Consider the following 12,485-nt stretch of genomic DNA (forward strand, 5'->3'; position numbering starts at 1 on the left):
AATGTTTAGGCTAATACTCGAAGGATTCGATAGCCTCTTCCAGCGTTTTGTAGATCTCGAAAATGCTGGCTAACTTTGTAATCTCCATTAAGTTTTCGATATCGTTATTCAAATTGGTGAATACCATGCGACCTTTCAAACCGTCGATATGTTTGTAGATATTAAGAAACATCCCCAAACCCGCTGAGTTGATGAAAGGAACTTTTTTAAGGTCGATGATAAACTTAGGAACGTCACCTTTCGAGATATACTCCTCGATTTTTTGACCAAGTTCGAATTCATTGCCCGCTTTGATCGGGCCTTCGATCTTGATGATGTGAACGTCGTTTTTAGTGGTGACTTTGATTTTCATAACCCTTTCTTGGATTTTTGTGCTTATATAAGATCTGCATTCCGGCCTCCTTGTAAAGCCCTTTTTTGCAGAATTGACTAACAGAATCCCTCGAAAGCTCCCAAAAATCAAAGAGAAACTAGGTTTTGACTCTGACAGAAATTACAGGAAATATTGTCGACATTTTGGCCGAATACAAACATCGTACCATCGTCAGCAATGCCCGCAAAGCCCCCTCTTTTATCCCTAGTCATTCCCGTTTATAACGAGGAAAAAACCATCCCCGAACTTGTAAAAAGACTTCGGGGTTTACTCACTATCTTAAAAGAAAAACACCGCTTCGGAAAGGAAGATGCAGAAATTCTTTTTGTAAACGACGGCTCAAGAGACGGGACCTTCGATGTATTAAAAAAATTCTGCGAATCAGAGCCAGGCTTTTTTCTTCTAAACTTATCTAGAAATTACGGACACCAATTGGCCATCACTGCAGGTATCGATACTGCAAGAGGTGAAACAGTCGCCGTCATGGATGGAGATCTACAAGATCCTCCTGAATTTGTCGCGGACCTTTACGCAAAAATGTCAGAAGGTTATGATGTTGTTTATGCCAGAAGGAAGAAAAGAGAAGGTGAATCTTTTTTCAAGCTGATCACCGCTCATGTATTCTATAGGATCCTAAAAAAGCTGACCAGATTCGAGATCCCAATCGATACGGGAGATTTCAGGATTATGAGCAGAAGAGTGACTGATGTTCTAGTCTCCATGAAGGAACAACATCGTTATATTCGAGGATTGATCGCTTGGATCGGTTTCAGACAAACAGGTTTGGAATATGATCGAGACGAACGTTTTGACGGAGAGACAAAATTTTCCGTCAGCAAGATGCTTAAGTTTGCTTTGGATGGGATCACTTCCTTCTCCTCTGCCCCTCTTAAATTTTCTTCTTATTTAGGATTTACTTCTGCATTTTTCGGAGCGTTATACACTATCTATATTCTATATTTAAAACTGTTTACTGATAATACCATCCAAGGCTGGACCTCGGTCATGATCATAGTATTGGTATTAGGTGGGATCCAACTTATCGCATTAGGTATGATAGGCGAATATCTAAGCAGAGTTCATGATCAGTCCAAAAATCGTCCTCTGTATGTGATTGAAAAGATCTACTCAGCGAGACCAAAAACTAAAAAATGAACCGCATCTGGGATAGAGTTTTAGGGATTTTATTCGGCTTACTGGCCTTATTTGCCACTGGAGTTATGATCTCCAAAAATTGGCAGGCATTCTTAGAGATCTGCCCGATTACAGATCTTCTAACCTGGGACGAGAATATTCGCCTAACGGCAGTATACGATCAATTCCAGGATTATAGGGACGGTAAAATCTGGAGAGCAACACTTCCTTTTTTGGAAGCAGCAACCTGGCCACCTCTTCGCCCAATATTCTCACTTTTACTTTTGGCAAGTCCTGGAGAATGGCCGATCACTTGGAAGGATTCTTTCTTGGGATTGGCATTTTACGCTCTTTGTTTTCCTTCAATCATCTATATAGTTTCTAGAATTTCGGGATCTCTTCTTTTCGGAAGTTTAGTTTCTATTTTTGTATTAGCGCTAAGTCTTCATACTTCCGAAACTCCTGCTTATAGTCTTTCTTCTATGCTGGAAACCCAGGGTATGTTCATTCTTCTTTGGGTGTATTGGGGATTGTATAAACTTTATGATTCCGTAAAGGACTTAAAACCAGGAGAAAGTTTGCCTGCCGGTTCCAAGGTGGCTGCTTTGGTTTCCGTAGTTTTGATACTTCTATTTTTTACGAAGTATCCTTACGGACTTTTATTATTCATCTCTATCTTTTTGTTCGAGTTGATTTCCAGATTTCCAGAGTGGATCGGATTTGTTCGATATTCCGTGAAGGCCCATTACAAAGGGCTCAGGCTTTTCTTTTTGATCGGCGTAATTCTGTTAGTTCTTTCACTGCCTGTCTTAAGAGTAGTGACAGATTGGAATCTGGATCAGAAGTCCTTTAAAAGAATATTATATGTCCTAACAGTGATCCTGTTCCTCGATTTCAATTATTTCTTATACAGACATAGAAAGAACTTAGGGGAAATTTCTCCTCCTTCTATCAAAATACTTTATCTGTATGCGATCCTTCCTTGTTTTATCTGGTTATTCACCAATATAGACAGGGTAATGAGTCTTGTAAATGCTCAGATGATCGTGAACAAATTTGTTCGTAGTTTTATCTTAAGTTTATTCGAATCACCGGGAGATAAATTTCCTGCGAGCCATGTATTCAATGAGCCATGGATTTTCAGGGCCTTCTTCTTATTTTCTTTAGGTGCAATCGGTTACTGGCTTTATTTGAACAGAAAAGAGAAAACTTCTTCTCCAAAAACGAATGGAGAAGGAAGAATAGATTCCCTACTTGCCAAGTTACAGAATATAGAATGGCCTAAATTTTTAAAAGATCCGTTATTCGCAATTACTGTGATAGTATTCTTACAATACATAGTTATCGACGCGAGCACTGGGAATAAACAATTACGCCACGTATTCTACCCGTTACCTGCTTTACTTACGATACTAAGTTTATGGTCCTTCAGATTAGTTCAAATTTCTGATACTAGTAAAAAGTTAGTCATCTCGGTAGTATTTCTATTCTTCTTAGTTTGGGCATCGAGCCTATTCATAAAAGAAGGTGGGCTGTTCAGCCAAACTTATCTTTCTAAAAACCAATTCTGTTTAAAAGGATTCGAAACTACTGTATTCGAACCTGCAAGAGAGTTTGCAAAAGAAATAGATCCACAAGGAAAATACGTCGCATTCAATGCATTCCACGATGAGGAAAACTTCCAAGTACCAGGGAGAATTCTCGCCTCCGAATTCGATCTTCTGTTCAGACAAAAAACCGTCGAAAATGGTAAATACCGCAACGATAGCAAATACAAATGGAAATCCTGGGACGAGTTTGACAAAGCTGTGTATGTAGGACCTTCTTGCGACCTACCTCCTAAGGTCCTTTCCAGGGCAGAAGGTTTTGGGATCACCTTAAAACAGATTAAAGAAATTAAACACCAAACTGGAGATTATTGTTTCAAAGAATTTCGTCTTATTAAAAAATAATCGGACTTAACCGAAACCTGTTTTCGGTAAACGGCTGAAGGCATCGTGACTCATCCTTGGTTATTACCCACCATCATCGCGGCTACGCCTTCCGCATTTTTTCTAATCCTTATTTATCTATATTTATACAATAAAGAAGGACAGAAGGCATTGCTTGCCTGGTCCATCTGTTGGATATTTCATCTTTTAGGTTATATAGGAAATATTATGCAAGTAGGAGGGGTAGACTCTTACAGATATTTTCCTGCTTTCTCCATTGACTTTATCAGAGCACTTTTCCAATTTTTAGGATGTTTATATTTTTTAAATAAATCGTTCTCTAGGCCTTTTCAAATTTTATTTGGGTCAGCCGGCCTTTGGGCATTGTATCTAGATATTGAGAAGACTAAAGATCCTTATATGATCTGGCCAATCTATCTATTAATAGGTGGGTCTCAAATTTACACTGGTATCATTTTTTTAAGAACTAAAAATCTGATCCCAAGTATTGGTAAGATCATTGCAGGTTGGATCTTCATTCTTTGGGGAATTCATGTTCTTAATTATCCATTTGTCCGATTCCATCCTGAGTTCGGTTTTATAGGTTTTTTTCTCGCAGGACTTTTTAGATTCTCTTCTGCAATCGTAATACTTTTAGTATTCTTCGAAGAAACGAAAGCTGCTCTTTCCAAGACGGAAGGAAATTACAAAAAGATAGTAGATACCACTTTAGAAGGTATCTGGTTGATCAATAAGGAAAATAATACCACATTCGTGAATTCTAAAATGGCAGAATTTTTAGGAATGAGTGAGAAAGAACTCATAGGTAAAAATCTTTATGAATTTGTAACTCCCGAGGCAACTGATATAGTAAATAAAAGGTTGGAAGAAAGAAAACAAGGAAAAGCAGAAGTCCATGATTTCTATTTCAAACGTCCGGACGGAGAACCTGTTTGGTTATTAATGTCAGCAAACCCGATCTTTGATCCCCAGGGGAATTACGAAGGTTCACTTGCGATGTGCACTGATATTACTTATTATAAAAAAACGGAAACTGCATTAAAAGAAAGTGAAAGACAACTTTCCACTTTAATCCGAAATCTTCCCGGCATTGCGTATCGTTGTGCATACGATCCGGATTGGACAATGGAGTTTATTAGCGAAGGTTGTTTCGAACTTACCGGCTATTCTCCTTCAGACTTTGTTTCCAATCGGACAATTACCTACGGGGAGATAATGCATCCGGAAGACACTGAAAGAGTATTTCAAGAAGTTACGGAGGCTATAGGCAAGAACCTTCCCTATCAGCTTCTTTACCGGATCTATAAAAGAAGTGGAGAGATGCGTTGGGCATTCGAACAAGGTTCCGCGGTCAAAGGTGAGAATGGAGAATTGATCGCTTTAGAAGGTTTTATCGCCGACTTTACCCAAGTAAAACTTGCTGAAGAAATTATGGCCAATTCTCTTCAAGAAAAGGATATCTTACTTAAGGAAGTTCATCACAGAGTTAAAAACTACCTACAGGTTCTCTCAAGTTTACTTTCCATCCAGTTGGAGCAAGTAGAAGCAACCAATCCCACTCAAGTTCTGACAGAATCCCAAAACAGGATTTTGTCTATGGCATATGTGCATGAATCTTTATACGGAAAACACAGGATCAGCGATGAATTTTTTCCTGAGTTCGTAAGTAGGCTTGTGGATAGCCTTCTCAAATCTTTTGGTCATAAAAAAGAAGAGATACAAATTTTCCTAAATTGTGAGTCACTTCCGATCAAACAAAATTCCGCAATCCCGATCGGCTTGATCCTGAATGAGTTAGTAACAAATATTCTAAAACATGCCTTCTTATTTAAAAAACATTCGGAAGAAAAGATCATCAAGATATCCTTTTACAAGGATGGAAATTGGATCCATTTGGATGTGACTGATAATGGAAAAGGAAAATCTTCAGATCCTAAACCGGAAGATTCTATGGGACTGGAACTTGTAGAACTTCTGACCAAACAGTTAAAAGGATCCGTGATGGATCTTTCTTCCGAGCAAGGGACAGTTACTAGGATAAGGTTTCCCGCTTCTTATTAGGGATTGATTTGTAGGAGTTCCTACAGGGGTTTAAAGGGCGCCCCCACCCTGAGCTTTGGGTGGGGGGAGTGGCTCGTGGGAGAGCTCCCTCGCGTATATCACAAAATTCCATTCTTAACAATCAAATTTTGCAGTTCTAATCTTGTTGGAATTCCAACAAGGTTAGGATCTAAACTCCCTGAACTTTCGCTTCGCCTAAACTGGAATCGCTCACGACTTCAGGCTCTCGATGAGTCACTTCTCTAAATGTATCGAAGTAATTCTCATGATTCGTTCCCATTATCCTATCCCAAATATTAAAATACAAACTGTAATTACAGTTAAAGTATTTATGATGCATATTATGATGAGTAGTAGAATTATGAAGTCTTAATATTTTATTTTCGATAAATCCTTTAGGAAAAAGTTCGAAAGAAAGATGCCCTAGGACATTCAAAAAATTACTGTAAAAGAAAAATACCAAAAGTGCAGTTGTATGCACAGGCAAGAATAGGATCACAAGAGGCACAATCCCTGCTTCCACAACAGCTTCATATGGATGAAAAGAAAACGCCGCCCAAGGAGAAGGATTCGTGGACTTATGATGAACCAAATGCATTCTTTTGAAAAGAAGAGGGTGATGCATCATTCTGTGGGTCCAATAAAAGTAAGTATCATGTAGGAATATTAAAGCAACGATGCTGAATAATAGATAAGGCACACCGTAATCTTCCACCTTGTCGTAGATAAAAGTCCAGCCTGCCTTCTTCATCAAGACCACGAGGATCCCGGAAGCTGCGAAGATCGCAAGTGAGATCGCCGAATATTTAAGTTCGTGGGAGATCTTATCTTTTTCAGGAAGTCTATTTTGGATGATCTTATGTTTGAGTCTTTCTTTGTAGATCATCCAAATGAAAACATAAGCGATCCCTGCCATTAAAATATAGCGGAACCATAACATACCCAAGGTCAGAAAATAATAGGCGGTATAGCCCATTTGATCCACAATTTCATTCATCCTGTTCTCTCCGTGTTTTCTGTAAGCACAGTTTACACGATGAGACAAGGATCAGCCTATCCGAATTTTAAAAATCTCTAGCTGATTTCAAAATCGGCAGTACTTTTTAAAGATTCGTCCCTGCCACGGTTACGGCGAAATTCGGTTGGAGTGACTCCCGTAAGTTCTTTGAATGCGCGATTAAATGGTCCTAAGGATTGGTAACCGAGATCCATAGCGACCCGAATGATAGGGATTTCGTCCTTTCCCGAATCCAAAAGGATCTCGCAGGCTTCTTGGATCCTGTAACGATTTAGGAAGTCTGGAAAATTCCTAAAACCCATTGCTTGGTTGATCAGCCTTCTGAGTTTATATTCCTGCACTTCTAAATTTTCTGCAAGCTGCCCGATTGTCAGACCTTCTTTTCTATAAAGTTTGGTTTCTTCAAATGCAGAGACTAATTTTTTCTTTAATGCAGGATCGGCATATATAGCTTTTTCTTCTTTGTCCTCTGACTCTTCCGGTCTTGGATCCACAAGACCTTCTTTCAATTCGAAGACCAAATACATGAATGCAAGTATAAGCCCCCAGGCAAAGACCACATTCGCTAAATCTAAAATTTCAGATAAGATCTTTCCTCTTAGGATCAGGTGAGAGAACATATTAAAAGTGATTACACTTCCGGTCATTAGAATATGAACTTCGCGTAACCTTCTTCTTGTTTCGATTAAATCGTCTTTTCTACCTGAATAGATCCTGATGATGGCAGCCACAACAAATCCCAAGGATAGAAGAGTAGGAATAATTATATGAGCAAGAACCGTTTCTGAAACGATAGGTCCTCTCATATTGATCAGATCCAATACAGGATAGACCGACCAAGCAGATACCCCAACCTTACTTAGAAGTAAGAGCCAATACCAATATTTAATCTCAAAATGATCTTCGAAGATAGCAAGGCTGATCATCCAAAAGAAAAAAGGTAAACTAATAAGACCTGCAAATAAAAATACTCGAATAGAATAAGGGATCTTTAGATCAGGATCCAAGGAAAGAAGGATATAACATACTATCCCGAAAGAAAAACCTCCCGCGATACGTATTCTAAAATCATAAATATATCTCCATCCAAAGAATCCGATAATGAAGATTAAATTCGAAAGACAGAATAAATGTAATATGTCCGTGATCTGTGAGATCAAATGAGTTCTTCCAGTTTTTCCAATTCTCCCCAAAAGTCCTTTGTTTGTAAACCAGGAAGAAATTTCCGGATCAAGCTGCTATCTATAAAACTGTCCTCTCTATCCATCTTTTCTTCGGGAAGAACCTGGATCTTACCATGATCCTCTAAGAATCGGAAGATCTCCAACCAGGTATGCCATTGCCCATCGGATAAAATTAACTCGGAAGGCAGATCATTTCCGGGATAAGACAGAAGCAAACGAACCGCTTCCGAAATATCATCCCCATGAATGAGATTCAATTGACGTTTCGTCTTTCTAACGGAGCCCTTTCTTGCCCAGTTTGCCGGATTTCTACCCGGGCCATAGATCCCTGAAAGCCTAAGGATCTTACCACCCTTCTCTAAAAACCGTAACTCCGTTTCATAACGATCATGTTCAGGATCTAAAGGAGTTTTCTCGGTTATATCGGATGTGATCCTTTGATAGATGCTGGTAGATCCAAACATCCAAACAGTTTTAGAAACAGAGAATAAAGTATCAAAAACCTGTTCTCTATTCTCTAATTTTTGAGCGGGGAAAGTGATAAGGCTCGCATCAAACTGCGAACCTTCGTTTTCTTTTCGAAAATTTTCCAAGGCTTCCGTATCGGATAGATCCAGGAGAATAGATCCTTCTACTTGAGTCAGCCGGGAAATCCCTAAAACAGTATTCTCTTTTTTTAATGTATCTAGAATCCGTAGGCCGGTATATCCCAGCCCGAAAACTGCAAACTTAGGCATTACTCCAAACCAAGTCTTTTATAGATCAGTCCAACTTTATCTAAGTAAGGAGAAATTTGGAAAATAGAATCCAGATCTCCTGGCTTTAAAACCTTTTGCACCTTAGGATCTTCTGCAAGTCTAGTCTTCAGGTTTTGGGAAATATCCGCCCAAACTGCCATTGCATGACCTTGCACGATTGTATAAGCATCCTCTCTGGTAATTCCACCTTTTTCAATCAAGTGAAGAAGTACCTTTTGAGAGAAGATCAAACCTCTTGTAGTTCCCAATGTCCTTTCGATCGCATCCGGATATACATGTAGATTTTTCACTACGAATAACATTTTATCCAAAATATATTCAAGAGCAATTGTAGAATCAGGAACAACTATCCTTTCTGCGGAAGAATGCGAAATATCCCTTTCATGCCATAAGGCAACGTTTTGAAGAGCAGTAGAAACATTAGAACGGATCACTCTCGAAATACCGGAAATCCTTTCACAGATCACAGGATTTCTTTTATGAGGCATTGCAGAAGACCCCTTTTGTCCCGGAGAAAAAGGTTCTTCTACTTCTCTACCTTCTGTTTTCTGAAGAAGACGGACTTCGGTTGCAAAACGATCCAAACTCGCCGCAGTTACGCCTAACGCGGACATATAAGCTGCATGTCTATCGCGAGAAACAACTTGGGTTGCGATCGGATCTGGCTTGAGACCCAACTTCTCGCAAACATATTCTTCAATATCCGGTTCTATATTCGAATAAGTTCCGACTGCACCTGATAATTTTCCTACGGCAACTTCTTCTTTTGCCAGGGCCATGCGCACCCTGTTTCTTTTCATTTCTTCATAGAATAATGCAAACTTCAAACCAAGAGTCATTGGTTCTGCATGGATACCATGAGATCTTCCGATACAAGGAAGGTCTCTGTATTGGATCGCCTTCTCCTTGATCGCCTCGATGAGTTGGTCCGTTTTTTTCAGGATCAGATCCATTGCTTGGACCATCTGCACACAAAGTGCAGTGTCTCCAATATCGGAAGAAGTGAGACCGTAATGCACGTGACGACCTGCAGGCCCGATATAGGAATTCATATTAGTTAAGAATGCGATAACGTCATGGTGGACCTTGGATTCAATCTCCAAAATTTCATCCACGTTGAATCTTGCTTTGGAACGGATCTCTTCGAAGTCTTCTTTAGGAACTTCTCCTTTTTTCATCCGGGCTTCAGTCGCCAATATTTCGATTTCTTTCCAAATATCGAATTTGTTCTCCAATTCCCAAATTTTAGAAATCTCCGGATTCGAATACCGATCAATCATTCCAGTTTCCTTGGGGAAATACCCCCATAGATAGGATTTTTATCGGGGGGAGATACGTAAAACGTTTTTGGTCACACAAAGACACGGAGTTTAGAAGAGGCACAGAGACACGGAGTCTGAGTTTGCAGGAACTCCTACATGTATTTATAAAAACCCAAAACCTCCGCGTCTTTGTGCCTCTGTGTAAAAATATCTCTGAGTCTCTCTTAACTCTGTGCCTTTCTATCAGGATTGATTCTTTTTTTGCGGAGCCATCTGCGACGTCCCTTCTCTCCGAACCATTTTAATATGGGAGAAAGTGAACCGATAAGCCAGGGAAACACCGCGGCCAATCTAGAAGTAAGTCCGTCACTATAAGGAACATATATCTCCAATTTTCCTGTTCGGATCCCACGAACGTAATGCGATTGCTTCTCCGATCCCGCCTCCCGCTCCGGTGATCAAAGCGGTTTTAGATCCGGAAAATCCTTTTTTCTCCGAACTCACCGTGCAGCCCTCGCCAGATCGTTTGGTGCAGAAGCGGCATGTTCTCCCTTCTTTAAAATATCGAACTGACCCGGTTTTAATTCAGGCCATCCCATTTTACTTTGGATCTTTGATCGATATTTTTTATAAGCAACCTGGTTTACATATACTGAGTGCCGTCCCGTATTCAGATAATGGATCCCACCGTTTAATAAGGGTCGGTCTGTTCGGATCAATGATTCGAATTTTTTAGCGGAAGGATCTCCTTTTCGTTTCGCATCTATATAAGAAGAAATTAAATTAGCCATTTCGTCGAACATCTTATACGCCCCTCCGTCGGTTTCCATATAACCGAGAGCATAAAGATTTTCATAATTACGATTGAAAAGAGTAAGATAAAGTTCAGGTCGTCCATTCTTCCATTCGAAATATTTTTCTTCCATGTACGGGATCGACCAATGGTAGCCGGTCGCAAGTACGACTAAATCGATCTTTTCTTTAGAACCATCCTTAAACTCTACAAATTCTCCGTTCAATCTGGAAATATCTCCCTTTGCAATCACGTCTCCATGGCGAAGATTATGTAGAAGCTGATCATTAATGATCGGATGTGTTTCAAAAATTTTATGATCGGGAGCAGGAAGACCGATCTTAGTCAAATCCCCTACTAAAAACTTTAAGATGATCCCAAAAACCCATTGAGAAAACCAATTAGGGATCCAATGAGCTCCATCACCGAATACGTCTGCAGGCATTCCAAAAATATGTTTTGGAATAAAATAATAACCTCTTCTTACACTGATGAAAGCCTGGTCTGCAGCGACTCCAGCGTCACACGCAATATCACATCCGGAATTTCCGGCTCCTACAACGAGCACTCTCTTTCCACGAAAAAAAGAAATGTCCTTATACTTTACGCTATGAATCACTTCTCCACGAAATGTTTCTATACCTTGTAACTTCGGAATATTCGGAGACCAAGTGATCCCGCTCGCACAAATCACTCCTTCATAAAGTCCAGATTCTCCATTCTCCAACTTAACCAACCATTTGGACCCTTTCTGCTCGATAGAGCGGACCGAAGAATTGAATTTTATATGTCGATACAGATCGTATTCTCTGGCAAATGATCTATGATATGAGAGGATCTGACGGTTGGATGGATAGTCCGGATATTCTTCGGGCATTGGATAATCCGCATAATCGGAAAGATATTTAGAAGAGATAAAATGAGCGCTTTTATACATAGGAGATCCCGGATTTTCAATATCCCAAATTCCTCCTACGTCCTTATACCTTTCGATCACATGGAAAGGGATCCCTTTCATCTTAAGTGATCTTGCCATGGATATCCCTGCGGGACCGGCCCCGACTATACAATAATGCCCCGAAAAATCCTGAATCCCCTTCGAATCAGGAATTGTAGTTTGTTCTTTCATACGTCCTCTTTCACAAAAATGAGCAATGTTATCTTTTAATAAATGATCATTGCTCATTTATTAAAAGATAAGTCAAACAAAAATCAATTCCGAAAGAAAAAAGTAGTCCGAGGAGAAGAGGAAATATAACTGTATTTCCTATGAAGCAGGGCCCGCGCACCCCAGTACAATCTAGAAGCAAAGAAAGATTAGATCTGATCCTAAGGACTGCGAGGGAACTGATTGGAGAAAGAGGGATAGATGCCGTCAGCATGAGAGAAATCGCTCAATCTGCAGGAATACAAATTGGATCTTTATACCAATATTTTCCGGGAAAAAACTCTCTCCTACTCACGATCATGAGAGAATATTATGACAGAATTTACGCCGGAACAAAAGCTCTCTTAGATCAGGTCAATAACGCAGAAGAGTTAGAAACCGTTGGTGAAAAAGCAATCATACAATTCGCAGAATTTTTCCAAAAAGATACTGCACTTGCAAATCTTTGGGCGGGAGCAAGAGCCGTTCCGGAATTAGTCTCGGAAGATATTTTAGACAGTTACAGAAATGCTGAATTGATAGTAAAGACCGTATTACGTTGTCTACCTGAGCTAAAGGAAAACGATATAAAACCTTTTGCACTCTTTCTTAGTCATACTCTGGGCACGATCGTTCGTTTTGCCGGTGAAATCGAAAAAGCGCAAGGAAAAGCAGTTCTCAAAGAATGTCAGGAAATATTCAGGCTCAGATTAAAATCTCTGGTCGATCTTTCAAAATCTTCGCGAAAAAAAAGTAAATAACCCCTCGTTGGAGTTCCTAAAAAGCCAAAGTTCTTCTCTTTG

Annotated in this window: 11 protein-coding genes; 4 read left to right on the top strand and 7 right to left on the bottom strand. The window is 39.7% G+C overall.

What is annotated here, in order from left to right:
* Window positions 1-10: 10 nt before the first annotated feature.
* Window positions 11-352, bottom strand: coding sequence for an STAS domain-containing protein (locus tag EHO65_RS05110; RefSeq protein ID WP_008594836.1), 342 nt, complete (start codon window positions 350-352; stop codon window positions 11-13).
* A 198-nt stretch (window positions 353-550) separates the two neighbouring features.
* Between EHO65_RS05110 and EHO65_RS05115 the strand changes: the two genes are divergently transcribed.
* The 3 genes from EHO65_RS05115 to EHO65_RS05125 are packed head-to-tail and all read left to right on the top strand — an operon-like array spanning window position 551 to window position 5,520.
* Window positions 551-1,528, top strand: a complete 978-nt coding sequence (locus tag EHO65_RS05115) for a glycosyltransferase family 2 protein (protein ID WP_135773091.1) — start codon at window positions 551-553, stop codon at window positions 1,526-1,528.
* Window positions 1,525-3,459 (top strand): hypothetical protein, encoded by a 1,935-nt coding sequence (locus EHO65_RS05120; RefSeq protein WP_135773092.1) that lies wholly within the window; start codon window positions 1,525-1,527, stop codon window positions 3,457-3,459. The genes EHO65_RS05115 and EHO65_RS05120 overlap by 4 nt, the downstream gene beginning before the upstream one ends.
* Before the next feature lie 45 nt (window positions 3,460-3,504).
* A complete protein-coding gene (locus EHO65_RS05125; protein WP_135773093.1) occupies window positions 3,505-5,520 on the top strand; it encodes a PAS domain S-box protein in 2,016 nt (671 codons plus the stop codon).
* Between the two features lie 169 nt (window positions 5,521-5,689).
* Here the strand turns inward: EHO65_RS05125 and EHO65_RS05130 are convergent, their stop codons facing one another.
* From EHO65_RS05130 to EHO65_RS05155, 6 genes are all read right to left on the bottom strand, one after another.
* Window positions 5,690-6,517, bottom strand: a complete 828-nt coding sequence (locus EHO65_RS05130) for a sterol desaturase family protein (RefSeq protein WP_135773391.1) — start codon at window positions 6,515-6,517, stop codon at window positions 5,690-5,692.
* 77 nt (window positions 6,518-6,594) lie between these two features.
* A complete protein-coding gene (locus tag EHO65_RS05135; protein WP_135773094.1) occupies window positions 6,595-7,698 on the bottom strand; it encodes a helix-turn-helix transcriptional regulator in 1,104 nt (367 codons plus the stop codon).
* Window positions 7,695-8,459 carry a Rossmann-fold NAD(P)-binding domain-containing protein gene (locus EHO65_RS05140; protein ID WP_135773095.1) on the bottom strand — a complete coding sequence of 255 codons (765 nt, stop codon included), beginning with the start codon at window positions 8,457-8,459 and terminating at the stop codon, window positions 7,695-7,697. The genes EHO65_RS05135 and EHO65_RS05140 overlap by 4 nt, the downstream gene beginning before the upstream one ends.
* Entirely contained in the window at window positions 8,459-9,760 is a 1,302-nt protein-coding gene (gene purB, locus EHO65_RS05145; RefSeq protein WP_135773096.1) for an adenylosuccinate lyase, read from the bottom strand. Before purB ends, EHO65_RS05140 begins: the two co-directional genes overlap by 1 nt.
* Window positions 9,761-10,111: 351 nt before the next feature.
* Window positions 10,112-10,246: a hypothetical protein gene (locus EHO65_RS20095; RefSeq protein ID WP_279632283.1), complete on the bottom strand. Its 135-nt coding sequence runs from the start codon at window positions 10,244-10,246 to the stop codon at window positions 10,112-10,114.
* Window positions 10,243-11,664 (bottom strand): flavin-containing monooxygenase, encoded by a 1,422-nt coding sequence (locus tag EHO65_RS05155; RefSeq protein ID WP_135773097.1) that lies wholly within the window; start codon window positions 11,662-11,664, stop codon window positions 10,243-10,245. Before EHO65_RS05155 ends, EHO65_RS20095 begins: the two co-directional genes overlap by 4 nt.
* 140 nt (window positions 11,665-11,804) lie before the next feature.
* Between EHO65_RS05155 and EHO65_RS05160 the strand changes: the two genes are divergently transcribed.
* Window positions 11,805-12,443: a TetR/AcrR family transcriptional regulator gene (locus EHO65_RS05160; protein ID WP_135773098.1), complete on the top strand. Its 639-nt coding sequence runs from the start codon at window positions 11,805-11,807 to the stop codon at window positions 12,441-12,443.
* The last annotated feature ends 42 nt before the right edge of the window (window positions 12,444-12,485 follow it).

Origin of the sequence: Leptospira andrefontaineae (genome assembly GCF_004770105.1) — a bacterium.
GTDB classification, from domain to species: Bacteria; Spirochaetota; Leptospiria; order Leptospirales; family Leptospiraceae; genus Leptospira_B; species Leptospira_B andrefontaineae.

What these genes read in the sequence shown, in the direction of transcription:
- EHO65_RS05115 (WP_135773091.1), top strand. Translation starts at nt 551, where the DNA reads ATGCCCGCAAAGCCCCCTCTTTTATCCCTAGTCATTCCCGTTTATAAC.
- EHO65_RS05155 (WP_135773097.1), bottom strand. Translation starts at nt 11,664, where the DNA reads ATGAAAGAACAAACTACAATTCCTGATTCGAAGGGGATTCAGGATTTT.
- EHO65_RS05110 (WP_008594836.1), bottom strand. Translation starts at nt 352, where the DNA reads ATGAAAATCAAAGTCACCACTAAAAACGACGTTCACATCATCAAGATC.
- EHO65_RS05140 (WP_135773095.1), bottom strand. Translation starts at nt 8,459, where the DNA reads ATGCCTAAGTTTGCAGTTTTCGGGCTGGGATATACCGGCCTACGGATT.
- EHO65_RS05130 (WP_135773391.1), bottom strand. Translation starts at nt 6,517, where the DNA reads ATGAATGAAATTGTGGATCAAATGGGCTATACCGCCTATTATTTTCTG.
- purB (WP_135773096.1), bottom strand. Translation starts at nt 9,760, where the DNA reads ATGATTGATCGGTATTCGAATCCGGAGATTTCTAAAATTTGGGAATTG.
- EHO65_RS05120 (WP_135773092.1), top strand. Translation starts at nt 1,525, where the DNA reads ATGAACCGCATCTGGGATAGAGTTTTAGGGATTTTATTCGGCTTACTG.
- EHO65_RS05160 (WP_135773098.1), top strand. Translation starts at nt 11,805, where the DNA reads ATGAAGCAGGGCCCGCGCACCCCAGTACAATCTAGAAGCAAAGAAAGA.